General features: G+C 68.2%; 24 protein-coding genes. 6 read left to right on the top strand and 18 right to left on the bottom strand.

Features of this window, described 5'->3' with window-relative positions; translation table 11 throughout:
• Nucleotides 1–1,539: a glycerol kinase GlpK gene (glpK, locus tag ACESK5_RS09085; RefSeq protein WP_372911240.1), complete on the bottom strand. Its 1,539-nt coding sequence runs from the start codon at nucleotides 1,537–1,539 to the stop codon at nucleotides 1–3.
• A 384-nt stretch (nucleotides 1,540–1,923) separates the two neighbouring features.
• Here glpK and glpA point away from each other — a divergent pair, with 384 nt between their 5' ends.
• The 3 genes from glpA to ACESK5_RS09070 are packed head-to-tail and all read left to right on the top strand — an operon-like array spanning nucleotide 1,924 to nucleotide 6,255.
• Nucleotides 1,924–3,705, top strand: coding sequence for an anaerobic glycerol-3-phosphate dehydrogenase subunit GlpA (gene glpA, locus ACESK5_RS09080; RefSeq protein ID WP_372911239.1), 1,782 nt, complete (start codon nucleotides 1,924–1,926; stop codon nucleotides 3,703–3,705).
• Nucleotides 3,695–4,960 carry a glycerol-3-phosphate dehydrogenase subunit GlpB gene (gene glpB, locus ACESK5_RS09075; protein ID WP_372911238.1) on the top strand — a complete coding sequence of 422 codons (1,266 nt, stop codon included), beginning with the start codon at nucleotides 3,695–3,697 and terminating at the stop codon, nucleotides 4,958–4,960. Before glpA ends, glpB begins: the two co-directional genes overlap by 11 nt.
• Nucleotides 4,957–6,255, top strand: a complete 1,299-nt coding sequence (locus ACESK5_RS09070; protein WP_372911237.1) for an anaerobic glycerol-3-phosphate dehydrogenase subunit C — start codon at nucleotides 4,957–4,959, stop codon at nucleotides 6,253–6,255. The genes glpB and ACESK5_RS09070 overlap by 4 nt, the downstream gene beginning before the upstream one ends.
• A 225-nt stretch (nucleotides 6,256–6,480) precedes the next feature.
• Here the strand turns inward: ACESK5_RS09070 and ACESK5_RS09065 are convergent, their stop codons facing one another.
• Both ACESK5_RS09065 and ACESK5_RS09060 read right to left on the bottom strand, forming a co-directional pair.
• Entirely contained in the window at nucleotides 6,481–6,750 is a 270-nt protein-coding gene (locus tag ACESK5_RS09065) for a HalOD1 output domain-containing protein (RefSeq protein ID WP_372911236.1), read from the bottom strand.
• A 103-nt stretch (nucleotides 6,751–6,853) separates the two neighbouring features.
• On the bottom strand, nucleotides 6,854–8,098 hold the full coding sequence (locus tag ACESK5_RS09060; RefSeq protein ID WP_372911235.1) for an FAD-dependent oxidoreductase: 1,245 nt from the start codon (nucleotides 8,096–8,098) through the stop codon (nucleotides 6,854–6,856).
• Between the two features lie 141 nt (nucleotides 8,099–8,239).
• On the opposite strand from ACESK5_RS09060, the gene ptsH1 reads away from it, so the two are divergent.
• Nucleotides 8,240–8,506: a phosphocarrier protein HPr gene (gene ptsH1, locus ACESK5_RS09055; protein ID WP_372911234.1), complete on the top strand. Its 267-nt coding sequence runs from the start codon at nucleotides 8,240–8,242 to the stop codon at nucleotides 8,504–8,506.
• A 40-nt stretch (nucleotides 8,507–8,546) separates the two neighbouring features.
• Here the strand turns inward: ptsH1 and dhaM are convergent, their stop codons facing one another.
• The 14 genes from dhaM to ACESK5_RS08985 all read right to left on the bottom strand — a co-directional run bounded on the left by dhaM (nucleotide 8,547) and on the right by ACESK5_RS08985 (nucleotide 22,331).
• The gene (dhaM, locus tag ACESK5_RS09050) at nucleotides 8,547–8,933 is read right to left on the bottom strand and encodes a dihydroxyacetone kinase phosphoryl donor subunit DhaM (protein WP_372911233.1); all 387 of its coding nucleotides are present in this window, start codon (nucleotides 8,931–8,933) and stop codon (nucleotides 8,547–8,549) included.
• The gene (gene dhaL / locus ACESK5_RS09045) at nucleotides 8,934–9,647 is read right to left on the bottom strand and encodes a dihydroxyacetone kinase subunit DhaL (protein WP_372911232.1); all 714 of its coding nucleotides are present in this window, start codon (nucleotides 9,645–9,647) and stop codon (nucleotides 8,934–8,936) included.
• Nucleotides 9,648–9,722: 75 nt separating this feature from the next.
• Complete coding sequence (gene dhaK / locus ACESK5_RS09040) at nucleotides 9,723–10,724, bottom strand: dihydroxyacetone kinase subunit DhaK (RefSeq protein ID WP_372911231.1); 1,002 nt, start codon at nucleotides 10,722–10,724, stop codon at nucleotides 9,723–9,725.
• A 93-nt stretch (nucleotides 10,725–10,817) separates the two neighbouring features.
• Nucleotides 10,818–13,985: an isoleucine--tRNA ligase gene (gene ileS, locus ACESK5_RS09035; protein ID WP_372911251.1), complete on the bottom strand. Its 3,168-nt coding sequence runs from the start codon at nucleotides 13,983–13,985 to the stop codon at nucleotides 10,818–10,820.
• Nucleotides 13,986–14,068: 83 nt separating this feature from the next.
• Nucleotides 14,069–15,361, bottom strand: coding sequence for a hypothetical protein (locus ACESK5_RS09030; protein WP_372911230.1), 1,293 nt, complete (start codon nucleotides 15,359–15,361; stop codon nucleotides 14,069–14,071).
• 159 nt (nucleotides 15,362–15,520) lie between these two features.
• Nucleotides 15,521–16,513, bottom strand: coding sequence for a hypothetical protein (locus ACESK5_RS09025; protein WP_372911229.1), 993 nt, complete (start codon nucleotides 16,511–16,513; stop codon nucleotides 15,521–15,523).
• Between the two features lie 302 nt (nucleotides 16,514–16,815).
• Nucleotides 16,816–17,145 (bottom strand): ArsR/SmtB family transcription factor, encoded by a 330-nt coding sequence (locus tag ACESK5_RS09020; RefSeq protein WP_372911228.1) that lies wholly within the window; start codon nucleotides 17,143–17,145, stop codon nucleotides 16,816–16,818.
• Between the two features lie 10 nt (nucleotides 17,146–17,155).
• Complete coding sequence (locus ACESK5_RS09015; RefSeq protein ID WP_372911227.1) at nucleotides 17,156–18,625, bottom strand: DUF4397 domain-containing protein; 1,470 nt, start codon at nucleotides 18,623–18,625, stop codon at nucleotides 17,156–17,158.
• Between the two features lie 186 nt (nucleotides 18,626–18,811).
• Complete coding sequence (locus ACESK5_RS09010) at nucleotides 18,812–19,420, bottom strand: hypothetical protein (protein WP_372911226.1); 609 nt, start codon at nucleotides 19,418–19,420, stop codon at nucleotides 18,812–18,814.
• Nucleotides 19,421–19,471: 51 nt separating this feature from the next.
• Complete coding sequence (locus ACESK5_RS09005; RefSeq protein WP_372911225.1) at nucleotides 19,472–19,924, bottom strand: hypothetical protein; 453 nt, start codon at nucleotides 19,922–19,924, stop codon at nucleotides 19,472–19,474.
• 172 nt (nucleotides 19,925–20,096) lie between these two features.
• Entirely contained in the window at nucleotides 20,097–20,579 is a 483-nt protein-coding gene (locus ACESK5_RS09000) for an acyl-CoA thioesterase (protein WP_372911224.1), read from the bottom strand.
• A gap of 56 nt (nucleotides 20,580–20,635) precedes the next feature.
• Entirely contained in the window at nucleotides 20,636–21,169 is a 534-nt protein-coding gene (locus tag ACESK5_RS08995) for an NUDIX domain-containing protein (RefSeq protein ID WP_372911223.1), read from the bottom strand.
• A 24-nt stretch (nucleotides 21,170–21,193) separates the two neighbouring features.
• Entirely contained in the window at nucleotides 21,194–21,652 is a 459-nt protein-coding gene (locus tag ACESK5_RS08990) for a bifunctional nuclease family protein (protein ID WP_372911222.1), read from the bottom strand.
• A gap of 70 nt (nucleotides 21,653–21,722) precedes the next feature.
• Nucleotides 21,723–22,331 carry an ArsR/SmtB family transcription factor gene (locus ACESK5_RS08985; protein ID WP_372911221.1) on the bottom strand — a complete coding sequence of 203 codons (609 nt, stop codon included), beginning with the start codon at nucleotides 22,329–22,331 and terminating at the stop codon, nucleotides 21,723–21,725.
• Between the two features lie 188 nt (nucleotides 22,332–22,519).
• On the opposite strand from ACESK5_RS08985, the gene ACESK5_RS08980 reads away from it, so the two are divergent.
• Nucleotides 22,520–22,651, top strand: coding sequence for a hypothetical protein (locus ACESK5_RS08980; RefSeq protein ID WP_372911220.1), 132 nt, complete (start codon nucleotides 22,520–22,522; stop codon nucleotides 22,649–22,651).
• Between the two features lie 89 nt (nucleotides 22,652–22,740).
• On the opposite strand, the gene ACESK5_RS08975 is transcribed toward ACESK5_RS08980, so the two are convergent.
• Nucleotides 22,741–24,084, bottom strand: coding sequence for a glycerate kinase (locus ACESK5_RS08975; protein WP_372911219.1), 1,344 nt, complete (start codon nucleotides 24,082–24,084; stop codon nucleotides 22,741–22,743).
• Nucleotides 24,085–24,154: 70 nt separating this feature from the next.
• Here ACESK5_RS08975 and ACESK5_RS08970 point away from each other — a divergent pair.
• Nucleotides 24,155–25,792: TraB/GumN family protein (locus ACESK5_RS08970; RefSeq protein WP_372911218.1), on the top strand; the 1,638-nt coding region annotated here is incomplete at its 3' end.

The raw sequence follows: 25,792 nt of genomic DNA, 5'->3' as shown, positions 1-25,792 counted from the left end.
TCAGTCACCACCGTCGCGGGCCCAGTCCTCGGAGCGGGCGACCGCCTCGTTCCAGCGCTCGTAGTTGGCCTCGTAGTCCGCGTCGGGGTCGACCTCGAACTCGCGGTCGACCTGCCAGTTGTCGCGGAGTTCGTCGAGCGTCTCCCAGTAGCCGACGGCGAGACCGGCCGCGTAGGCCGAGCCGAGCGCCGTGGTCTCGTCGACCACCGGTCGGACGATGTCGGTGTCTATGATGTCCGCCTGCAGCTGGCAGAGGAAGTTGTTCTTCACGGCCCCACCGTCGACGCGGAGCGCGCCCATGTCGATGCCGGAGTCGGCTTCCATCGCCTCGGCCACGTCGCGCGTCTGGTACGCGATGGATTCGAGCGTCGCGCGGACGACGTGTTCGCGGCGCGTGCCGCGGGTCATCCCGACGATTGTCCCGCGGGCGCGGCCGTCCCAGTGGGGCGCGCCGAGACCCGTGAACGCGGGAACGACGTAGACGCCGTCGGTCGAGTCGACCGAGCGGGCCAGCTCCTCGGTCTCCGCGGCGTTCTCGATGAGGGTCATGTCCTCGAGCCACTCGATGGCGGCGCCCGTGATGAAGATGGCACCCTCGAGGGCGTACTGGACCGGCTCGCCGGAGCGCTGGAAGCCAATCGTGGTCAGCAGCCCGTGTTCGGAGGCGACGGCCTCCTCGCCGGTGTTCATGAGCATGAACGAGCCGGTGCCGTAGGTGTTCTTCGCGTCGCCCTCGTCGAAGCAGGTCTGACCGAACAGCGCGGCCTGCTGGTCGCCGAGTGCACCCGCGACCGGGATGTCGGCGTTGATGAAGCCGACGTCCGACGTGGTCCCGTAGAAGTCGTCGTCCGAGGAGGGACGGACCTCCGGCAGCATCGAGGCGGGGACGTTGAACTCCTCGAGGAGCTCCTCGTCCCACTCGTTCTCGTGGATGTTGTACAGCATCGTCCGCGACGCGTTGGTGACGTCGGTGATGTGGTTGCCCGTGAGCTTGTAGATGAGCCACGAGTCGATGGTCCCCATCATCAGTTCGCCGTCCTCGGCGCGGTCACGGACGTCCTCGGGCCGCGAACGGGAGAGTTTGATCGGGTCCGCGTTGTCGAGAATCCACTCGGCCTTCGTCGCGGAGAAGTACGCGTCACACTCCAGGCCGGTCTTCTCGCGGATCCACTCGACCTTGTCCTCGGCCTGAATCTCTTCGACCCTGTCCGTGGTACGGCGGTCCTGCCAGACCAGCGCGTTGTGAATCGGCTTGCCGGTCTCGGCGTCCCATACGACGGTCGTCTCACGCTGGTTCGTGATGCCGATGGCCTCGAGCTGGTCGGCGCTGAGTCCAGCGTCGTCGAGTGCCGTGTTGATGACGTGCTTCGTGTTCCGCCAGATCTCGTTCGCGTCGTGCTCTACCCAGCCCGGCTCCGGGTAGATCTGTTCGTGCTTCTCGTAGGCGTTCGCGACCACTTCACCGCCGTGGTCGAACACCATGAAGCGCGTTCCTGTCGTCCCCTGGTCGATCGCACCGACGAATGTGTCCTGACTCATGTGTGTAGCACCTTGGTGTGCCAGCCTCTGCCGGACGTCTGTTCTTTATCGGCGGTCCGGCGGTACCAGTAAACAGTGTGAAAGAGTGTGATAAACTTTGCTAATTCATCGGCTGTCGGACACGTCCTCGGGGTTTCCTTACAATCTTTGCACACGCACACGGAAATGGTCCTGCCCGGAACGGCTCTTCTCCCGACAATCAGCCGTACGAGGTCGTTTCAGGGCGGCTCGTGGAGACGAAAAGTCCGGACGACGAGACGCGCGCGGGCCGGAATGGCGCCCGTTCGGTGCCGTCGTACGAGGTGCGATATCACGTGACGTATCTGGCGAGTCCCGAGGAGAGGTAAAGTAAAGTGGGTACGGTTCTCAGCGTTACAAAGATTAATGACAGACTCACCAGAAATCCTGGTCATCGGCGGGGGATCGACCGGGACAGGAATCGCGCGCGACCTGGCGATGCGTGGGATGGACGTCACGCTGGTCGAGCAGGGGAACCTGACCCACGGGACGACGGGCCGGATGCACGGCCTGCTCCACAGCGGTGGACGGTACGCGGTCACGGACCAGCCGAGTGCCAAGGAGTGTATCGAGGAGAACCGGGTCCTCCGGGAAATCGCGAGCCACTGCGTCGAGATGACCGGCGGCCTGTTCGTCAAACGGCCCGAGGACACCGAAGAGTACTTCGAGAAGAAGCTGCAGGGCTGCAAGGAGTGTGGCATCCCGACGGAGATTCTCACCAACGAGGAGGCCCGACAGCTCGAGCCGTACCTCGCGAAGGACATCGACAAGGCGATTCGGGTCCCCGACGGGGCCGTCGACCCGTTCCGACTTTGTGTCGCCAACGCCGCCAGCGCCGAGGAGCACGGGGGGCGCATCGAGACGCACTCGAAGGTCGTCGACGTCCTCGTCGAGGACGGAGAGGTCGTCGGGGTCGAGGTCGAACACGCCTCGGGCGAGGGCAAACGCGTCCACGGTCGGACCGGTGGCCGCGAGAAGATTTACGCCGACTACGTGGTCAACGCCACCGGCGCGTGGGCAGGGCGCGTCGGTGACATGGCCGGGGTCGACATCGAGGTCCGCCCCTCGAAGGGCGTCATGACCATCATGAACGTCCGGCAGGTCGACACGGTCATCAACCGCTGTCAGCCGAAGGGAAACGCCGACATCATCGTGCCCCACGAGACGACGGCCATCCTCGGTACGACCGACAAGGAGGTGGAAGACCCCGAGGACTACCCCGAGGAACAGTGGGAGGTCGACATGATGATCGAGGAGCTCTCGAAGCTCGTCCCCATGCTGAAGGAGGCACGGACCATCCGCTCGTTCTGGGGTGTCCGGCCGCTCTACGAACCGCCGGGGACCGGCACGACGGACCCGACGGACATCACGCGCGACTTTTTCCTGCTCGACCACTCGGAGCGGGACGACCTCCCGGGGATGACGAGCATTGTCGGCGGGAAATTCACCACCTACCGGATGATGGCCGAGAAAATCTCCGACCACGTCTGTGCGAAGTTCGGCGACCGGACCGAGTGCCGGACCGCCGACGTCCCGCTCCCCGGCAGCGAGGACTTCTCCGTCCTCCGCGACTACATGGACGAGTTCGGCCTCCGATCACCCATCGGTCGCCGCTCCGTCCAGCGACTGGGCTCGCGGGCGGACGAGGTGCTGAAGACGAGTGGTCCGAACCCGGTCGTCTGCGAGTGCGAGGGTGTCACGCGCGCCGAGGTCAGAGACGCCATCGACCAGGCGGGGTCGGACCTCAACGCCGTCCGCCTCAGAACCAGAGCCTCGATGGGGAACTGTCAGGGGGCCTTCTGCTGTCACCGGATGGCGAACGAACTCGCCGTGGAGTACCCCGAACCCGTCGCCCGCGACGCGCTCGACGAACTCTACCAGGAGCGCTGGAAGGGCGAGAAACACGCGCTGTGGGGCGAACAGCTCTCACAGGCGATGCTGAAGCACCTGCTGCACGCGACGACGATGAACCGTGACCGCGACCCCGTCCGCGTCGGCTCGGACGTCGACTTCGGCGCGTTCGACGGCGGCCCGGCGGTCGGGGACGACTCCGGCGTGACGCGCGCGGCGGCCGACGGGGGGACCGCTGTCCCCGACGACGAGCGGAGCGACGGACCCGCGAGTGGGGGTCGACAGGATGCCGATTAGCGAGGACGTCGTCGTCGTCGGCGGGGGCGTCGCTGGCTCCGTCGCCGCGCTGGCTGCCGCGGAGACGGGCGCGAGTGTCCGCGTCGTCACGTACAAGAAGAGCACGCTCCGCCACGCGAGCGGCCTCATCGACGTGTTGGGGTACACGCCGGACGGCGACGCCCCCCTCGCCGACCCGTTCGAGGGACTCGACGCCCTCCCCGAAGGGCACCCCTACCACATCGTCGGGGAGGAGGGCATCCGCGAGGGACTGGCGACGTTCGACGACGTCGTCGGCGAAGAGTATCTCGGGGCGCACACGGACGCGAACGCCCTCGTCCCCACCCACGGCGGTGCGGTGAAACCGTCGGCGCGGTACCCGAAGGCGGCCGCGGGCGGCGTCGCGTCGGACGACCGCGACATGCTCCTCGTGGGGTTCGAGTCGATGACCGACTTCGAGGCGTCGCTGGCGGCCGACCACCTCGACGCGGCCGGCGTCCCCTTCGAGGTGTCGGGCGTGACGATCGAGTTCCCCCGGAGTTTTCGCGCTGACGCGAAGCTCACCCGCTTCGCGAAGGCGCTCGACACCGACGAAGAGGTCGGTGGTCGGGGCACCCGAGAGGCGCTCGCGTCGGCCGTCGAGCCACACCTCGACGGTGCCGAACGAGTCGGCTTCCCCTCGCTCCTCGGCGACGACCACCGCCACGAGGTGCGCGCCGACATGGAGGCGTATCTCGGTGCGGAGGTGTTCGAGGTGCCGATGGGGCCGCCCTCGCTCCCCGGCCTCCGCCTCGAGGACCTCCTCTTCGACGCACTCGACGAGGCGGGCGTCCGCATCTCCTCGGGGAACAAGGCCGTCGGCTACGAGACCGACGACGGCGAGATTTCCGCCGTCGTCGTCGACCGGAAGGGGCGAGAGGTTCCCTACCACGCGGGCGCCGTCGTCCTCGCGACGGGCGGCCTCGTCGGCAAGGGCATCACGTCCTCCCGCGAGGGCATCCGCGAACCGCTGTTCGACTGTTACGTCCCACACCCCGACGACCGCTACGACTGGTTCGTCGAGGACGCCTTCGGCGACCACCCGTTCACCTCGTTCGGCGTGTCGCCGGACGACCGACTCCGTCCCACGCGACCGGACGGCCACGCAGAGTTCGAGAACCTCTTCGCCGCCGGCGGTGTCGTCGGCGGTGCGAACGTCGCGGCCGAGAAGTCGGCCAGCGGCGTCTCCCTCGCGACGGGCGTCGTCGCGGGCCGCGAGGCAGGTGAATCCGCATGAGCGACGCACAATCTCCCCCAGACTTCGACTCCACGGTAGGTATCGACGACTTCGAACCCGTCGACGTGTTCGACGGCGGCATGGACCTCCGCCCCGGCGCGGACAACTGCTACAAGTGCACGGCGTGTGATACGTCGTGTCCGGTCGCGGAGGTGGACGACGAGTTCCCGGGACCGAAGTTCCAGGGCCCGGAGCAGTGGCGCCTCAAGCGCAAGGAGGACGTCGAAATCGACGACTCCATCATGTCCTGTTCGAACTGCATGCGCTGTGACAACGCCTGCCCCTCGGGCGTCCCGCTGTCGCAGATGCACAACGAGGCCCGCGGCGAGTACGTCGAGAACCAGATGGACCACCGCTCGCGGGAGTACGTCCGGAACCGTATCCTCGCGAACTACCGCACGCTCGCCGAACTGGGGAGCAAGGTCCCGCGCATCACGAACGCCGTCATGGGCAACTCCCTCGTCCAGAAGGTGAACGAGAAACTGCTCGGCATCACCGCGGAACGGGAGTTCCCCGAGTTCGCGTCACAGACCTTCCGGGAGTGGTGGCGCGAGCGCGGCGGTGCACAGGTCTCCTCGGAGGAGAAGCGCGTCGCGTACTTCCACGGCTGTTACTCGAACTACAACACCCCCGAGGTTGGGAAGGCGCTCGTGCGCGTCTTCGAGGAGTTCGGCTACGAGGTGGCGGTCCCCCGACAGCGGTGTTCGGGCACGCCCATGTTTGCCAACGGGATGCTCTCGGACGCCGAGCGCGCCGCGAACGTGAACGTCCCCGAGTTCTACGACCTCATCGAACAAGGGTACGACGTCGTCGCCTCCTGTACCTCCTGTTCGATGTCGCTGAAACAGGAGTACCCCGAACTGTTCCAGATATCGGGCATCGACGAGGTGTCGAACCACACCTACGAGGCGCTGGAGTACCTCCGCATCTACGAGGACGTCGAGGGGGCACTGGAGGACAAGACGGTCGACTACCCGGACCTCGCGTACCACGCGCCGTGTCACGCCCGCAATCAGGGCCTCGACCGGCAGGCGGTCGAGCTCTTCCGTGAGGTCGAGGGCTTCGAGATCGAGGACGTCGGCTCCTCCTGTTCGGGCATCTCCGGCACTTACGGGTGGAAGGCCGAGAAGTACGAGAAGTCGATGAAAATCGGCGAGGACATGTTCGACCACATGCACCACGCGAAGGGGAACGTCGGGATGACCGAGTGCCCGACGTGTTCGATGCAGATGGAACACGGCAGCGGCTACGAGATTCGCCACCCGCTCCAGTTGCTGGAGGAAGCGGTGGTCTAACCGTCACCTGTTCGGGGCGGCCCCCGTTACGTCGTTCTCCCCGCCGACGCGAGCGTCATCGGAGGGCGGTTCCCTTGTGACGTTCTCTCCGCTCCGGGAGTGTCGGCGGCGCCTCGTTCCGGATTTCGGTTCACCAGGTCACCCCGCGAACTGGGCTTCGGCGCCCGGGAGAGACACGTCTCGCGACGTGCACCCGCGACAGTCGACACGGCTGACCGGCCCCCGTCAGCCGTCGACGACCACGTCGGCGTCCGCCGGCGTCTGCGACACCCTGACCTCGCCATCGGGGACAACCTCGATGGTCAAGTCGTCCATGCACCACTCGAGCCGAAGCGACGCGGCGCTGTTCGCGACCAGCGTGTCCAGCGACTCGAGGTCGACGACGGCCGAGAGAGGGTCGAGGTCCATCGGGTCGACTCCTTTCGCGGCGGCCACCTCGTTCGCGATACGAACGCTGAGGTCGAGTCCACGAGCGTCCCGTCTGGAACTGTTCATAGGTCACGATTGTCACGGTCCCGAATAACTCTACGTCAGACTCACGGCAGACGTGGACTCGTCGCCGACTGTCGCAGGACCAGTCGCCGCCGAGTCGGCGGGCTCAGTCGTCCGCGACGACGTCCTCGTCGGTCGGCGAGACGGCGTCGTACGTCGACACGAACTGGTCCAGCGTGCCGGGGTCGTTCGCCCCCGGGAGGGGTTCCTCGGCGGTCCGGCACGGTTCGTCGACGCCGAGTCGGTCGGCGACGAGGTCCGCCGTCTGCTCGGCCATCAGTCGGTAGGAGGTCAGCTTCCCCCCCACGACGCTTGCGAAGTTCTCCACCTCGTCGGCGTGGTCGAGGACGAAGAAGCCGCGGGAGATGCCGCGGTTCGCTCCCTGCCCACCGCTCTGACTCCCGCGGGCGTCCTCGTCGGGCGCGTACAGCGGGCGGACGCCCCACCAGGCACGGAGGGTCTCACACTCCCGCACCGCCGGCAACATGTCGCCGCACTCGTCGAACATCTTCTCGACCTCCTCCTCTCGCTTCGGGTAGTCGTCGGGGTCGTCGACGACGTTGCTCGTCGTGCCGAGGACGACCTGGTCGTCGTGAGGGATGATGATGTCGCCGTCGGCGGGGTCCCGGCAGCGGTTGAGGACGGGGCCGAGGTCGGTGTAGTCGACCGACACCATCACGCCGCTCGTGGGGCGCATCTCCACGTCCACACCGGCCTCCGCGGCCACCTGTCCCGCCCACGCGCCCGTCGCGTTCACCACGTACGTCGCCTCGACGTCGAGGCCTGCGTCTCCTCCGAGTCGCGTCCCCGTGATCCGGCCGTCGTCGACCGTGAACGACTCCAGCGGGGCGTTCCGCAGGACGGTCCCGCCGTGGCGTTCGACGTCTGCCGCGTTGGCCGCGACGAGCCGCGAGGGGTAGACCACCGCGTCGGGGACGACCATGGCCCGTTCCACCTCAGGCGAGAGGTCCGGGACGTGCTCGCATGCCTCCTCACCCGAGATAACCTCCGCGGGGATGTCGTACTCGTGACAGGCTGCGAGCTTCGCCTCGAAGTAGTCGGGGTCGTCCGTCGCGAGTTGGACGAAGAGTCCGCCGGTGTCGCCGATGCAGTGGCCGGCCACCTCCCGGAGGATGCGGTTCTCCGAGATGCACTCGCGGGCGCCGACCTCGTCGGCTTCGGCGTACCGGGCCCCGCTGTGGAGGAGCCCGTGTGACCGCCCCGTCGTCCCCGAGGAGAGCCCACCTCTGTCCGCGAGCGTCACGTCGACCCCGCGCAGGGCGAGGTCGCGCGCGATGCCTGCGCCGGTCGCGCCACCACCGACCACCAGTACGTCCGTTCGGTGTGTCATCGAGTGTCGTTGGTCTGTGAAGACTTGACTCTTCTCCCGGGGACGCCGGGGACGCCCGGCACACGCCGACACGTTCGACACCTGCTGCTCGCGACGCCGAACATCGAAACGGCTACCACGGTCCGTCGGGTGAGACCGGGTATGGAACGACTCGTCACCGTCGTCCCGGAGGCTGGCCTCCACGCCCGCCCTGCGTCGAAGTTCGTCGAGACTGCGAACGAGTACGACTGCGACATCCAGGTCGGTCCGGAGGACGGCGACCTGGTCAACGCCCGGAGCATGCTCGGCGTGACAGGCCTCGGCGTGAAGTCGGGCGAACGCGTGCGACTCGTCGCCGAGGGCGACGACAGCGAGGCCGCGCTGGACGCGCTCGAGGAAGTGCTCTCGACCGAGGAAGTCGAAGGCTGAACCAGCGGCAGCGCCAGCCTCGACTGCCGACCGTCGACCGCTAGCTCAGTTTCCGGTAGTCGCGGGCCTCCTCGGCCGCTTCGAGCACGGAGTCGAGCGTCGCCTTCTTGCTCGTCGCCTCGACGGCGGCGTTGACTGCCGCTTCGAGGACGGGCGCGTCGGCGATGCGAACCTCGTTCCCCTCGCTCATCTCCACGGCGAGTTCGGCGTTCATCACCGCGCTCCCGAGGTCGACGAGGACGACGACGCCGTCGCCGTCGTCGGCCACCTCGATGGCCGCCTGAATCCGGTCGACGGAGGTGCCGAGGCCGCCGTCGCTGTCCCCGCCAGCGGGTTCGATGCTGGCGCCCGTCGCCATCTGTTCCGCCACCTCACAGATACCCTCGGCAGCCTTCGCCGAGTGGGAGACGACGACGAGGCCGACCATCTACGCGTCCTCCGTCTCCCCGGCCCCGTCGTCGGGTACCGTCGGCGAGGTGGCGTCCCGTTCGACGTCGCCGTCGAGGTACTCCGTCGCCGTCTCCAGCAGTTCCTGGAGGATGAACAGCGTCGACGTCGCCCCGGGGTCCTGGTGGCCGACGGAGCGCCACCCCAGATAGGAGGCCCGCCCCTTCGTCGCCCGGAGCGGGACGGTGTAGTTCACCCCGCGCTCGGCGGCGTCGACGGCCTTCGCCAGCGCCTCCAGCGGCGAGAGGTCGTCCTCTTCGATGGACTTCTTGTACGTGTGAACCGCGGGGGTGACGGCGTCGACCATCGTCTTCTGTCCCAGCTGCGCGCCGCCGCGGTCCTGGAGTTTCTCGAGGTAGGCCTCGGCGAAGGCGACGGTCGTCTCTGCGGTGATGCCCTCATCCAGTTCCTGGCTCGCGGTCATGATAGAGCCGCCGTAGAGCGGCCCGGCGGCACCGCCCACCTCGCTCACGATGGCCATCCCGACCGTCTTGACGACTTCGGCGGGTTCGCCGTCCATCCCCTCGGTCTTCTCGAGGACGGTCTGGAAGCCCCGGTTCATGTTCGCCCCGTGGTCCGCGTCGCCGATTGCCGAGTCGAGGTCCGTCAGATACGTCTTCTCCTCGGCGAGTCGCTCGGCGATGTTCTCGAGGGCCGCGTGTAACGCCTCCACCTGGACGTCCGTGTCTGCCATGGCTCCGAATCCGTCGGCAAGAAAATAAGGGTACGGGACGCGGCCAGCCGGTTCGGACCGTCCGTCGCGACCGACTCAGTCGCGGACGGTCAGCGCTGGCGTGTCGCAGGGGGCACCCAGCAGTTCCTTCAGTTCGTCGTCGACGGCACACACCGTGATGGAACAGCCCATCATGTCGAGCGACGTCATGTAGTCGCCGACCCACGCGTCCCAGGTTTCCAGGCCGTGGTCGTCGAGGAGTTCCTGGAGCTTGCGGTTGACGATGAACAGTTCGGACAGCGGCGTCCCGCCCATCCCGTTGACGATGGTGACGACCTCCTGCCCCTCGTCGAGGCCGAGGTCATCCAGCACCCGCTGGGTGAGGTGCTCGGTGACCTCGTCGGCGCTCTGGACGTCGGTCCGCTCCGTCCCGGGTTCGCCGTGGATGCCGATGCCGAGTTCCATCTCGTCGTCGCCCAGGTCGAACGTCGGCTCACCCTTCTCGGGGGTGACGCAGGACGTGAGTGCCATCCCCATCGTCCCGACGTTGTCGATGACCTTCTCGGCCACCGCGGTCACTTCCTCCAGACTGCCGCCCTGTGCCGCCTTCGCGCCGGCGGCCTTGTGGACGAGGATGGTCCCACAGACGCCCCGCCGACCGGAGGTGTACAGCGAGTCCTCGACGGCGACGTCGTCGTTCACGACGACCTGTGCGACGTCGACGCCCTCCATCTCCGCGAGTTCGGCGGCAGTGTCGAAGTTCATCACGTCGCCCTCGTAATTCTTCACGACGCAGAGGACGCCCTCGCCGCCGTCACACGCCTGGATCATCTCCTGGAGCTGGTCCGCCGTCGGGGAGGTGAACACCTCGCCCGCGGCGGCGCCGTCGAGCATCCCCTCGCCGAGATAGCCCGCGTGTGTCGGCTCGTGGCCGGACCCGCCGCCGGAGACGATTCCCACCTTGCCGTCGACCGGGGCGTCCTCCCGGACGAGGACTTCGATCCCCTCCAGCCGCCGTACCCGGTCGGGGTACGCCGCGACCATCCCGTCGAGCATCTCGTCCACCACGTCTGCCGGTTCGTTGATGAGTTTCTTCATGGTGCGTGCTACCAGACGGAGAACTGGGACAAAAATGTTTGTCGTGAATAATGAGGGACGGCGGCCGTCTCGGCGCGCGACGGACGTCCCGTCCTACGCGGCTGGCTCCGCCGCCTCGAGTCGGTCGATGCCGATGGTCACCGAGATTCCCTCGACGTCCCACTCCTCGACGAGGTCCATCGTCTCGTCGGCGTCGAGGTCGACGAACGCCTCCGTCCGGGTCTCTTCGGCGATGAGGTCGCGGTGGCGGTCCACGAGGGACGCGACCCGGTCGTCGTCGACTTCGATGGCGGTGTGTATCTCCTCGTCCACCGCGAGGTCGAGCCGCTTGCGCATCTCCTGGATCCGGCGGACGACGTCACGGGCGTACCCCTCGGCCTCGATTTCGTCTGTGAGGCTCGTGTCGACGTACACCGTGCCCGACTCGAAGTCGGCACCCGAGACGCGTTCGGGGGGCTCGGACCGCCACTCGACCATCTCCGCGGTGAGTTCGTACTCGTCGCCGTCGACCATCACCGACAGCGTGTCGCCGACGAGTTCGTCGCGGGTCGCCCCCTCGACGGCGCTCATGACCTTCTGGGCGTCCGCACCGAACTCGGGACCGACGACGCCCATCTGTGGCTCGGCGTACTCGACGAGTTCGTCGAACGTCTCGCACACCTCTACGCTCCGGGCGTTCACCCGCTCGGAGAGGAGGTCGGAGAGCGAGTCGACGGCCGTTCGCACGTCCTCGTCCTCGGACTCGACGACGACGCGTGGGACGGGCCAGCGGAGCTTCCGACCCCCCTGCTGGCGGGCGTTCGCCGCGGCCTCCTCGACCTGGCGGAGGACGGCCATCTCCGCCTCCAGGTCGGGCTGGTGGAGCGACTCGTCGACTTCGGGGGCGGCGAGCGCGTGGACCGAGGTCGCCTCGCCGTCGAGTCGCTGGTACATCCGCTCGGTGATGTACGGCGTGAAGGGCGCGAGGAGCCGGACGGCCTCGTCGAGCACGACAGCGAGCGTCGCGTACGCGCCGCGCTTCGAGTCGGAGTCCTCGTCCTCCCACATGCGCTCGCGGATGGCCTTCACGTAGAAGCGCGAGACGTCCGCCGTGACGAAGTCGAGGACCGCGTTGAGCGCGTCGTGGACGCGATACTCCGCCCAGGCGTCGTCGACCTCTCGCTTCACGCTCTGGAGCCGCGAGAGCACCCACTCGTCGACGACGGTGCGTTCGCCGTCGTCGAGCGAGGCGTCGGCGGGGTCGTAGTCGTCGAGGTCCATGTACGACAGCGGGAAGCGGAAGACGTTCCAGAAGATGTTGAGCTTCGACTGGGTCTCTCCGAGGCCGTCCCACTCGAACGCGAGGTCCTCGCCGTGCTGGTTGTGCGAGAGCAGGTAGGCGCGGAGCGGGTCGCGGCCGAATCGGTCGATGGCCTCCTCGGGCGTGACGATGTTCCCGAGCGACTTCGACATCTTCCGGCCCTCGCTGTCGTTGGCGAAGCCGTGCATCAGGACCTGCCGGTATGGTACCTCGCCGACGGCGGCCGTCCCCATCCCCAGCTGGGACCAGAACCACCCGCGCGTCTGGTCGTGCGCCTCGATGATGAGGTCGGCGGGCCAGAGGTCGTCGAACTCGTCGGTGGAGGAGGGGTAGCCGAGCGTCCCCCAGGTCGCCACCGACGAGTCGATCCAGACGTCGAACACGTCGGGGACGCGCCCGTACGTGGTGCCGTCTTCCGTGATGGTCAGCGGGTCCACCGACGGCCGGTGGAGGTCGATCTCGTCGGGGTCTATCTCCTGGTCGACGCGCTCGGCCAGTTCCTCCCGCGTCCCGACGACGAGGATGTCCTCCGTCGAGTACTCCTCGCCCTGCGGGACCCAGATGGGGAGCGGGATGCCCCAGTAGCGCTGTCGTGAGACGTTCCAGTCCGGCGCGTCGGCCACGAAGTTCCGGAACCGGTTGTCGCGGGCCCAGTCGGGGAACCACTCCGACTCCTCGATGTTCGCCAGCAACTCCTCTTTGACGTCGGTGACCGTGATGAACCACTGGTCGGTCGCGAGGAAGACGATGTCCGTGTCACAGCGCCAGCACTGCCCGTAGCGGTGGTGGTGCGTCCCCGAGTGGAGGAGCAAGCCGTTGGAGTCGAGGTCGGCGATGATGTCGTCGTTGGCGTCACGGACGAACGTGCCCGCGTACTTCCCGCCCGCGTCGGTGAACGTTCCGTCACCGCGGACGGGCGAGAACACCTCCAAGCCGAGTTCCTCGCCGCGTTCGAAGTCCTCCTGCCCGTGCCCGGGCGCGGAGTGGACCAGTCCGGTTCTGTCGGCCTCGACGTACTCCGCGGTGTACACCTGCCCGGACCCCTCGAAACTGGCGTGGTCGGGCACCTCCTCGGCGAGGGGGTGGTCGTACTCCCAGCCGACCATCTCCTCGCCGGTGAGTTCTTCGAGCACCTCGTACTCCTCGTAGCGGCCCTTCTTCAGCACCTCTTCGACGCAGGGCTCGGCGAGGTAGAGCACCTCGCGCTCGCCCTCTTTCGCCGCCTCGACGGCCTGGTAGGTCATCTCCCTGTCGACGGCGACGAACGTGTTCGCGGGGAGGGTCCACGGCGTCGTCGTCCAGATGACGAGGCTCCCCTCGTGCTCTCGGAGCGGGAACTTCACGTAAATCGAGGGGGACTCGATCTCGTGGTACTCGACCTCGTTGTCCGCGATGGCCGTCTCACACCGGGGGCACTGGTTGATGGCGCGCTTGCCCCGCTCGACGAGGCCGTTGTCGTGGACGTTCGAGAACGCCCACCACGCCGCCTCCATGTACTCCGGTGAGATGGTCTTGTACGGGTCATCCCAGTCCATCCACGCCCCGATGGACTGGAAGTCCTCGTCCATGTTCTCGCGGTTGCGCTCGGCGAAGGACATGCACTCCTCGATGAACGCCTCCATCCCGTACTCCTCGATGTCCTTCTTCGAGTCGAAGCCGAGTTCCTCCTCCACCTTCACCTCGATGGGCAGGCCGTGCATGTCGTAGCCCGGCCGGTCGGTCACCTGGAACCCCTCCATCCGCTTCCGGCGGATGACCGCGTCCTTGAGGGTCTTGTTCCACGCCGTCCCGAGGTGCATCTGCCCCGAGGTGTACGGCGGGCCGTCGACGAAGAAGAAGGCGGGGTCGTCGGCGTGTGCCTCCTTCGTCGCCTCGTACGCGTCGTTAGCGTCCCAGTACTGTTCGACCGCGGATTCGACGTCCGCGGGCGTGTACTGGTCGGAGACCTCGTCCGTGTCCATACTCATACTCGTTCCTACCCGTGGACGTATATCAAAACGGTGGTGTGCTCACGCCAGGATTTCCGACTTCGCTATGGACCGCGTCACTCCGAACGAAGCGTGCTCAGGAGCTCTGACTCGGTCGTGAGCATTTCGTTCTGCAGCGTAGCGCGCTGTAGCTCCATGTTCAGCAGTCGGTACCGCAATTCTTGGTTCAGCCGGCTCTCGCTGTGACCGATTTCACCGTCGAGTGTGGGATCTGTCGCTTCGACCGTCAGCTGTTCCCCAACGGCGTCTGGTGCCAGTCGTCCGAGCAACCCGGTTTCCTGCCGTTCGGTCAGCGGGTCGTCGAAGGCTCGGTAGTTCACGATGGTCCCCGTAGTCGCAGGTCCGTCCAGTCCTCGACTCTCAAGATAACGTGGAACCGTCTTCGGGTGCAGTCCTGCTGCGTCGTAGGTGAACGCATCGAGTCCGAACGCGGTGGCTGCGGCGGCGGCCTGACCGCCACCCTTCGAGTGGCCAACGACCGTGGTAAACTGGTCCCCGTACACCTCTTTGAGCAGTCGTGCGGCATCCATCACATCGTTGTACTGCCTCGTGTCGGCCCCGAGTCCCTGCTTGATGTTGGTCGACACCCAGTCCGTCCACCACTGTATGGGGTTGGAGAAGACCTTCCTCGCGCCGAACGAGCCCCGGACTCCGAGAACGACCTCGCCGGTTTCGTCGTTCCGGAACACCTCCATATGGACGCCGGACCGCGGGTGCAAGTCGAACGCGATGAGCTGAGGGTCCGTCTCAGAAACCTTCGACCATCCCTCCGGAAGCGTACACGGTCTGTCGTCGTACGTGCACGTGGTCAGGTCAAGCATGTCGCTCGCCCGCGTCAGGTTGACAATCTCTTCTTCGTGTGCTTCGAGGGCTGCCTGCTTCGCCCGGTAGTCGTCGTACGCGGCGCGCTGGCTGGGCGTGAGTTCGTTCGGGTCGAGTGTCGAGAGGTCCACCACTGTGGGTGGTCGCGTCGGTGACCGGTCGTCTGTCGTCGCGGGACACCCTCTAAGTGCCAGCGCAACCGCCGTCATACGCTGCTGAATCGCCGCGAGACGTTCGGTGTAGGGTTTCATCGCCCTGGCGTGTCGTACCCCTTCAGCCCGTATCGCGTCCCAATCACCCTCCTCTCCGGGGTTCAATCCTTCCATAACCGTTCGATGGCGCTCCAGCTCTTGGCCCGCTGCTTCCGCGACGGCGAGCCGTTCGACACCAAGCGCGTCGACTTCGGCCATGAGTGCGTCTCTGTGAGCCGGGCTTTCACAGACCGTCGGGGTACCCTCTGCGGTTTCCTGTCCGTGGGCGACGCCGACGAACCCTCCGAACGACGAGACGACCAGCAGGAACGTCACGAGTACTGTACCGAAGCGACTGTGCGACATATGAATTCTGAATGTATGGTCAGCATCTATATTAGATCGATATGTCAATTAAGACAACGGCAATCGCCCATCGAGATTGTCAAAGAGCGGCCCCGGAGAGGCCGCGCACACACCGTCGACGTACCGTACTCAGGCGAGTTCACGGCGGTCGTCGCGGTCGGTCCCGTCGCCGCCGGTCGCCGGCCCCGCGTCCGCAGTGGAGGAGCTACCGATCGACCCGGGTTCGCCGCCGGTCGTCTTCCCATCGGTGCCGTCCATCCCGTCAGCGCCCTCGTCACCCGGCTCGGATTCGACTCCCAACCGTTCTGACTCAATCTCCTCGTGGCTCGTCCGCTTGAACCCCGACGAGAACGCGGCGTCGAGACCGACCGAGAAGTCCCGGTAGGTGTCCATCGACGGCGTCTCGCTCCCCCTGCTGTCGACGCCCGCCTCGCGCCGGTCCTGTGTGAACTGCCGCGCCCGCTTCGACCCCTCCCACGCACCCGCGGCGGCCGCGCCGGTGAAGACGACGCTCTCGACGACGCCGAACAGCGCCCGCCCCACCCCCTCGAAGTCGCCCGCCCGCCAGGCTGTGAGCGCGGCCGGGATTCCCTTCCGGACCCCCGCAGTCGGGTCGACGCCCGAGAGGGTGTAGCCAGCGACGCCCAGAAGCTTCCCGACCAGTCCGTCGCCGGCGGCCCACGCCGCCCCCGCGCCGACGGCGGCGTCGCGGGCGAACTCGAGCGTGACGACGCTCACGACGCCGCGGCTGACGGAACCGACGAACTCCCGGCCGAACCCCCGTACCGCGTCGGTCACTTTCCCTCCACCCGACGCCCCGTCACCGGCGGCCGCACCGCCCGTCGCTCGCCCGTTCGGACCGGTTCCGTCGCCCGCTCCGCCGCCGTTTCTGCTCGCGCCGGCGACGACTGCCGTCCCGACGAGACAGTGGACGTCCCTCGCGTCGCCGCGCTCGACCACCGCCCAGGCCCGCTTCGCCCCGGGCGTGGTCGGGGCGAACGACAGCTGGAGCGTCGGGTCGTCGCTCGTGGCAGACCCGGACACGACGCGGACGCGGAACTGTCCGGCGTCCGGTCCGCCGACGGTGACAGTCGGGTCGACCCCACCGACGTCTGTCCACACTGCGGCCGTTCGCGTCGACGTCCGGCTGACGACGACTTCCCCGAAGTCGTGTCGCTGGGACGTGGCGGCTGGGGCCGGGTCGCCGTCGAACCCACACAGAGCGGCCGACGACGGGTCCGTGACCCCCGGCTGGGCGGCGGCGGCCCCCACCACCGGTGCGACAGCGACACCGGCCAGCGGCGCCACTACGACTACGAGAACGAGTGCCAACGCGCGGACCGCACGAGGAGAGACACCACGCGACACGCCGTACAGAGGCGCGCGGAGGGCTTAACCCTGCACCGTGCGGGGTCGGTACCGGTTCAGTCTTCGGTGCGGTCGTCCATCGCTTCGACGACGTCCCAGTGGCGCCTCGTCCGCGACGTCGGGAGGTACACCGCGCCGTAGCGGTCCCCGCCGCGACTCACCGCGCCCGCCTCCGACAGGACGGAGAGGTGGTAGCGGACGGTCTTGTAGTCGAGGCCGAGCGCGTCGGCCAGTCGGTTCGCGTTCCGTGGTCGGTCGGCGAGCGCCCGGAGGATGCGGACGCGGTTCGCTCCGCCACGCGACCCGCCCAGGGCAGACCGGAGCGCCTCGACCGCCTGGTCGGGGCGCCGCCTGACCCGTACTGGTCCCGACGAGTGTGGTGACATCGAAACGTGGTCAGCTGTTGGTCACGACGCCCAGGTCGAAGCCCGCCGACGTGGGTTCGTCGTCGGGTGTGAGGTAGCCCTGTGCGAACGCGGTGTACGCCGTCTCGCTCTCGACGGTCACGTCGAACGTCGTGACTACGTCGCCGTCGTTCGACTCGGTGTCCCCACGGACCTCGAGCGTGTACGACCCGGCGGGAACCTCGACCGTTGCGGCGTCGCCGAACGCCGCGCCGTCGACGAGGACGTCGCCGGTGGACTCGACGGTCACGTCGACGGCCGGGGCGTCGGGCGACGCGTGGACCAGCGTGAGGCGCGACATACCCGACTCCGGTGCGGACGTGTCGTCGGCGAACAGCTGGACCGCGAAGCCGTTCTCTGCGCCCTCTTCTAACTCACCCAGCGCGGCCGCGGTGTACGCCCCCGGTTCGAGGTCGAGCGACTGGTCGAACACCACGGTGCTCGAATCGCCCGCGGCCTGGATGGTCACCTGGTACGACCCGGCCGACAGCGACAGGTAGTCGCTGACGGCGCCGAAGGGGACGTCCTCCAGGACCGCCGAGCCGTCGACGAGGACGTCGACGTTCGGCGCGTCCGGCGACAGGTGGGCCACGCGGAGCGAGACGTCCCCATCCATGCCGCCCATGCCGTCGTCACCCATGCCCTGGACGATACCGCCGCCGCCCGCCCCGGCGTCGACTGCTGCGATGGGCTGGAAGGCCGTGTCGGCCGGTTCGTCGTCGGGCGAGAGGTAGCCGGCAGCGAAGACGGTGTACACCGTTCCGCCGACGAGTTCGAGGTCGAACGACGCCACCGCGTCACCGTCGTTCGACTCGGTGTCGCCGCGGACGTTCAGCGTGTACGTCCCCGCGGGGACCTCGGCGTACCCCGACCCCTGGTAGGAAACGCCGTCGAACAGCGCGTTCCCGCCGGCCGTGACGTCGACGGCCGGCGCGTCCGGCGACGCGTGGACGACGCGGACGCGTGCGGTGTCGTCAGCGGGGACCGTGTTGTCGTCAGAGAGGACCAGCGGCTGGAACGTCTCCTCGGCGAGTTCGCCGACGGCGGCGACGGTGAACGCCCCTTCCGTGACGTCGAGGTCACCCTCGAACGCGACGGTCGAGGGATCGCCCGCCGCGGCGATAGTCACCGTCCGGGTTCCGACGGGTACCTCGAGGTAGTCGCTGACGGCACCGAACGCGACGTCCTCCAGGACGACGGAGCCGTCCACAGAGACGTCGACGTTCGGCGCGTCCGGCGACAGGTGAGCCACGCGGAGCATCGCCGTCGCCTGCTCCTCTGTCGCCGTCTCCGTCTCGGTGTCCATCTCGGTCGACATCGGCGTTTCCGTCGCCGTCGCCGTTTCCTCTCCGCCGGCGGAGCCGCCCGAACCGTCCTGGTTCGACGAGCATCCGGCGAGCCCACCGACGACCGCAACGCCTCCGAGCGTGCGAAGCACGTCTCTCCGTGACTTGTCTGTCATGTCCTCGTACGGGTCGGAGGACGATGCAATAAAGAGGGTTTTCCCAAATTCGACCCAGCTCTCACCACCATCGAGACCGCCTCCCGTCTCGTTATTTTCTTCGTAGGTGCCACGGGGAAAACGTCGTCCGTACGCGTGTGTGTCGACCGCGCCGCAAGGAGTCAGCCGCTTCGTCGGTCTCGCGTCTCACGCCGGATTCGTCCACGGCCGGGCCGTCAGTGTCGCGTTCGCCGCGTCGCAGGAGTCGGCCGCTTCGGAGAGGAACGGAACCGTCGCCCGTCGCGGCGTCTCCGACGACTCCACGTAGGTGGCGAGCGTCGCCACCACCGCTGTCGCGTCGGCGAGGTCGTCCGACAGGTCCGTCCGTTCGAGGCCGAGCGGAATCCGAGCGCGTCGCCACCCGGTCCACCCCGGGTCACAGGAATGCGGCACGGGGCTGAGGGTCGTCGCGCGCTCCCCCGGGGTGCGAATCTGTGCGAGGAGGATGAACCCCTCGTCGTAGTTCTCGTTGTGGACCTCGTTGTCCCACTCTCGCTGTGTCTCCGCACCGAGCGCGTCGGTGAAGACGCTGACGTCCGACGGCGGTGCCTCGGGGAAGAGCCAGACCGCGTACGACTCCTCGGTCGGTGACCCGCCGAGTCCCCCGCGGACGAACGACCGTTCGGCGTCGTGAAGCCGTCCCCGCGCGTGACCGAACCGAATCGGGCCGGAGACCTGCCGACGGGCGTCGGAGAGGCAACCGGCCGTGGCCGACAGCGAGAGGGCGACGCTGGAGAGGAGGACACGGCGGCGCATCGCCCGACGTCTTTGCGGCGGGAGGCAAAGGTCTTGTCGTCGGCCGTGCAGTCAGGAGAAGTCCGGCAGGTCGTCGGGGGCCTCGTACTCGGACTCCCAGTCGACGTACTCGTCTTTCAGGACGTCACAGACGACCTGCCCCAGTTCGGTCAACCCGGCGTTGATGCCCGACACCTGCCCCCAGGAGGTCAGCTCGGGATGCAGCTGTCGCTCCTTCCAGTCCTCGGGAAGGCCGGGGGCGTGGTAGCCCACCCGGTCCGCGAACGAGTCCCAGAAGAAGTCGAACCGCGACACGAGTTCGAGGTCCTCGGCGATGGCCCACTCCTCCTCGGAGAGGTCCGCGGTGGCGGCCCACTGCTCGAACGCCTCCTCCCACGCCCCCTCGTGGAGGAACCGTTCGAGGTCGTCGCGGTGGTAGTCGTCGCCGCCGACCTCGGCGTCCTCGTACTCGTTCGGGTCGACCTGTCTGAGCGTCGGCGGCTCCGGGGTGGGTACGTCGAGCATAGCTACTCCTGTGTGGTCGCGGGAGTAAAGGGTATCTCTCGTGCCCGTCGGCCGGACGACCAGAGCACGAGAGCGCGGGCGCGGTCCCTGCCGGTATCGGTGTCGACCACCCGCGACGGCACCGACCGCACGGCCTCGTTCGAACTCGGCGTCCGTCCCGGCGCGGAGTCGCTCACTCCATCCGCTCGATGACCGCCTCCAGCTGTGCCCGGCGCTCGGCGCGTGCCTCCTCGCGGAGGTCCGTCTCGGCCGCCGTCGGGCAGTCGAGGCGGGGCACCTCGGTCGGCGTGCCCGCCTCGTCGAGGGCGACGAACGTGAAGAAGGAGGTGGTCGTCTTCCGGGTCTCGTCGCTGCGGGGGTTCTCCGCCCGGACGTCGACCTTCACGTCGATGCTCGTCCGGCCGACGTCGAAGACGTAGCCCTCGATGACGGCCACCTCGCCGAGGTCGATGGCCGAGATGAAGTCGACGTGGTCCATCGACGCGGTCACCACCTGTCTGTTGGCGAACCGCATCGCCGAGATGGCGCCACAGATGTCCATCCAGTGCAGTACCACTCCACCGAGCGCCCGTCCGAGGTCGTTCGTGTCGTTCGGGAGGAGGTACTCGGTCATCTCGGTGTGCGACTCCGCCAGCGTCGCCGTCTGGTCGCTCATGGCAGGGGCGACGAGAGGGGGACTATTCAAACGTGGTCCCCGGGCGACCAGCGGAGTCAGACCGACTCGAGTGTCCCCTGCACCCGCTCGCGGTCGAACAGCCGGAGCGCCTCCCCCGCCGCGCCGAGGTCGTCGAGCGTCCAGAACCTCGCGTCGAGCGCGTCGCTCCCCGCGACCGGGTCGCCGGCCGTTCTCGCTCGCGAGACGGTGTAGGCGACGCTCAGGACGTGTCGGTCGCTCGGATGGTGGTGGTCGTCGACGGAACGAAGGACGAGCGCGTCGGCGTCGACAGCGAGGCCGGTCTCCTCGTGGAGTTCTCGCGCGGCGGCCTCGCGCGGATGCTCGCCGTACTCGACGAACCCCGCCGGGAGTCCCCACTCACCCGCGTCGGGTGGCTCTGCCCGACGGACGAGGAGCACCGCCGGCGGGTCCCGCCCGCTGTCGACGACGGCTACCGCGGCAGTCGGGACGGGGTTGCGCCAGACGGTGTCGGCACACGCCGGACAGTAGGCCCGGTCGCGTCCCGCGACGTGACGTGTCTCGAGAGGGGTGCCACAGGCCGGACAGAAGGCGGGGTCGACGGCGACCACGGGTGCAGGTGCGGGTACGAGCGGTCAGCGGGCGAAGTCGTCCTCGTCGTCCTCGATGTCGAACTGCGAGGGCGGCTGACCGGCCGCGTCGAGGACACTGTCGGAGACGACGATGGGACAGTCGACGCGCACGGAGAGCGCGATGGCGTCGGAGGGACGAGCGTCGAAGACGAACTTGCGTGGCTCGCCGTCCTCGTACCGCTCGGCGTCCACCTTCGCGTAGAACGTGCCGTCGGCGAGGTCGTCGATGCGGACGGAGTCGATGGCGCCGCCGAACTCGGTGATCATGTCGACGAGGAGGTCGTGTGTGAGCGGGCGCTCGAACGGTTCGCCGGAGAGGGCAAGCTGGATCGCCTGTGCCTGGTCCGCCGTGATGACAATCGGAAGGAACTCGTCGCGCGCCGAGAGGATAACCGCGGGCACGTTCGACCCGTCGTCGCTCATGCCGACGCCGATACCCTTGACCTCGGCCTGGTGGTTCATAGCGGTCCCTTTGACGTGTAGGTATGAATAGCTACTCCCGAGGGAGCGGTCGGTCTCCCGGTGCGTCGACTCACCGCGTGCGATACCACCAGACGACGAACCCTCCGAGCACGACGACCAGTCCGCCGAGGAAGAAGAGGAGTCCCGGCGGGAGGCCGATCGAGGCCGCTGTGGTGGTGGTCTCGGCGGCGATTCTGACCCCTTCGGCGCCGTCGGCGCTCGTCGCCGCGCCGCGCTGTTCGGCCCCACCGAGGAGGAACTGCACGAGGACACTGACCAGTCCGAGGATACCGACCGAACCCAGCAGTCGCAACAGCGCGTCACGGAGTCCGGTCGTCTCCGACTCGCGCGCCGCCACGACGACGAGTGGTCTGTCGCTGGGCGTGTATACCTTCATCTCTCGGCCCTTCTCGGAGTAGACCGTCTCGTGGACCTCGACGAGGCCGGCGTCTTCCATCCGACCGAGGTGGTACTGGACGTTCTGCAGTGAGCTGTCGACCTGTGCGGCGACTTCGGACGCCGAGGCCGGTTCCTCGTGGAGGACGGCGAGGATTCGACGGGCGGTCCCCGACGAGAGTGCACCGATGAGGTCGTCGGCGTCGGCCGAGTCGAGGCCGATGACGCGCGGCGAGGCGTCGTCCGGTGTCGAGGAGGAGAGGGAGGGCAGGAGGCGAGCCATGCCCGCTGTACGCCCTGGGAGGGCACAATCTTGTTGGTCGGCCGAGACACGGAGACGGGCGGCGACGCACCGGGCACCGTCGGGACCCGCCCCGGGGCCGCCGCGACGGGCCACCGTGTCACGTGACACGTTCGGGACACCCGTGGATACATGCACCCGGAGTCCGTACCTCCCGGCCGCGTCACTCAATGCACCTCGAAGACGACGCCCTCCTCTGTCCGTACTGTGGGAGCGTCGAGACCGAAGAGCGCCGCGAACGCGCTCACGACTGCGTCTACGGCTGTGTGGAGTGTGACCGGACGTTCTCCGCACCGCGGTAGCGTCCCCCTCCCGTCGCCCCCGTCTGTGGTCGGTCGGGGACGATGCCTCTCGGCCGCCGACCCACAACCCACGCTTCACGGCCGGCGTCTCACTCCTCTTCGACCACGAGTACCCGCAGGTCGTTGACGTTCGTCCCCGTCGGCCCCGTCCGGACGAGGCAGTCGCGGGCGTCGAGCGCCGGCAGGGAGTCGTTCCCGTCGAGGGCGTCGCGGGCGGCCTCCCTGTCGTCGCCTGTCTGGAGCGTCCGCTCGTCGACGACGGCACCCGCCACCTCGGTCCCGCCGTCCTTTCCGTCGGTGTCGACGCTCGCGAGGACGGCGTGCCCGCCTGACGACCCCGCCGAGAGTTCGACCGCCGCCGAGAGGGCGTACTCGAGGTTCGGCCCGCCCGCCCCGTCACCACGGACGGTGACGGTCGTCTCGCCGCCCGAGAGGACGACGGCCGGGGGGTCGAGCGGTTCACCGGTCGCCAGCACCTCCTCGCCGACGGCGACGTGTGTCTTCGCCGCCTCCCGCGCCTCGCCGCGGACCCGCGAGGAGAGGACGAGCGTCTCGTACCCCCGACCGTCGGCCTCGTCGCGGGCGGCGTCGAGGGCAGTGAACCCGTCCGCCAGGACGTGGTCGTCGACGCGTTCGAAGACGGGGTCGCCCGGTTTCGGCGTCTCCGCGAGTTCGCCGTCGCGCCCGCGCTCGAGTCGCTCCCGAACCGACTCGGGCACCGAGAGGTCGTACCGGTCCAGTACGCCCAGCGCGTCGTCGTACGTCGTCTCGTCGGGGACTGTCGGCCCGGACGCGACGACACTCAGGTCGTTGCCGACGACGTCCGAGAAGACGAGCGAGACCACGGTAGCGGGCGCGGCGAGGCGGGCCAGGCCGCCGCCTTTGAGTGTCGAGAGGTGTTTGCGGACGGCGTTCACCTCGCCGATGTCCGCGCCGCTCTCGAGCAGTCGCTCGGTCGTCTCCTGGAGGGCCGAGAGGGAGATACCCTCGGCCGGCGCGGGCAGGAGCGCACTCGCGCCGCCGGTGACGACACAGAGGACCAGCGTCCTCTCGTCTGCCGCCTCGAGGAGTTCGACGGCGCGCCCGGTGCTCTCGACGCCCCGTTCGGAGGGGACCGGGTGATCGCCCGGGAGGTGGTCGATGCGCTCCCCGGCGCCGGGGTCGTAGGTGACGACCGCCCCCGCGTCGATTCGGTCGCCGAGGACGCGCTCTATGGCCTCGGCGACGCCCGCGGCGGCCTTTCCTCCACCGACGACGACGCATCGCTCGAACCGCGAGAGGTCGTAGACGGCCTCGCCGACCCGGAGCGAGTCCCCGTCCAGACGGAGCGAGGACTCGAGGACGCGCTCGGGGCGGGCGGCCTCGATGCCCGCGCGGAGGCAGGCGAGCGCCACCTCGTGGCGGTCGGTCGGTGCCTGCGCTGTGAGGTCCATACCCTCGGGCCGCCCCGGAGGACAATAAAGCACCGACAAGCGTATGAGTCGCCGAGGGAAAAAACGGGCAATGAGTCAGGACGCGGCCCCCTCTCCCCGACAGGGACGGGTGCAGGTCGTCGGGACCGCCCACGTCTCCAAAGAGAGCGTGGCCGAGGTCGAAGAGACGATTCGTCGGGAGCGTCCGGACGTCGTCGCCGTCGAACTCGACGAGGGACGGTACCGCCAGCTCAAGGGCGGGACGCCGGACGACATCGAACCGGGCGACCTCCTCTCGGGGAACACAGTGTTTCAGTTCATCGCCTACTGGATGCTCTCGTACGTCCAGGCCCAGCTGGGCGAGAAGTTCGACATCTCGCCGGGGGCGGACATGCTCGCCGCCGTCGAGACTGCCGAAGAGGAGGACGTCGACGTCGCCCTGGTCGACCGCGACATCCAGACCACCATCCAGCGCTTCTGGGCACGGATGTCCGTCGTCGAGAAGCTCCGCATGGTGGGCGGCCTCGCGTTCGGCGTCTCGGACGCCCGCGCCGTCGGTGTCGTGGTCGGCCTCCTGGCGGGCGTGCTCGTCGGTCCCCTCGTCGGCCTGTTCGGTGGCTCCGTCGGCATCACCCCGTTCGTCCTCGGGCGCGTGACCGGCGGCGTGATTCTCGCCGTCGCGGCCGGCCTCGCGCTCCAGACGCTCGCGGAGGGCTTCACCGACGGAGACGACGCCCTGCTGGTCGGCATCGGTGGCGGCCTCGCCGTGGGCCTCGTCGCCGGCGTCGGACTCGGCCTCGCGGCGCCGCTCGTCGACCGCCTGAACGACTTCCTCGTGAGCGCAGTCGGCAGCCTCGCCATCGGTCTCGCCGTCGGCGTCACCGCCGGTGGGCTCTGTGGCCTCGTCGCCCACAGCCTCGGCCTCGGCTCGTACGAGGACGTCGAGGAGTTCGACATGGAGGACCTCACCGACGCGGACGTGGTGAGCGTGATGATGGAGGAGTTCCGCGCGTTCTCCCCGGGGGGCGCCGAGGCGCTCATCGACGAACGTGACGCGTACATCGCTCACCAACTGGTGGCGCTGCGGCAGAACGGCGCACACGTCGTCGCCGTCGTCGGCGCGGGGCACCGCGCCGGTATCGAGTCGTACCTCGAAGCGCCCGAGAGCCTCCCACCGATGGAGTCGCTCGTCGGGACGCCGGAGAAGCGAGGCATCCCGTGGGGGAAACTGGTCGGCGTGGGGGTGTCGGCCGCGTTCGTCGGCTTCTTCGTCCTCCTCGCCATGGCCGGCGTTCGGAACGACTTCCTCCTCCGGGTGTTCGCCGCGTGGTTCGTCATCAACGGCTTCTTCGCCGCCGCCGGCGCCAAACTGGCGGGGGCGCGGTGGCTCTCGGCGCTCGTCGGCGGGTGCGTCGCGTGGCTCACCTCGGTCAACCCCCTGCTCGCGCCGGGATGGTTCACCGGATACATGGAGCTTCGGCACACACCGGTGAACGTGACAGACATCGGCCGCCTGAACGAACTCCTCGGCGACGAATCGCGCGCCATCAGGGACGTCGTCGCCGACATGTTCGACGTGCCGCTGTTCCGACTCATCATGGTCGTCGCCATGACGAACGTCGGCAGCATCGTCGCTAGCCTCCTGTTCGTCGCGTACGTCCTGCCGCTGTTCGCCGCCGACCTGGGTGGCGTCGACGCCGTCACCCGACTCATGCTCGACGGCGCGGCG

Origin of the sequence: Salinigranum sp. (genome assembly GCF_041641895.1) — an archaeon.
Taxonomy (GTDB): Archaea; Halobacteriota; Halobacteria; order Halobacteriales; family Haloferacaceae; genus Salinigranum.
Note: the sequence above shows the minus strand (reverse complement) of the source record. Positions and strands in the feature narration are given on the sequence as shown.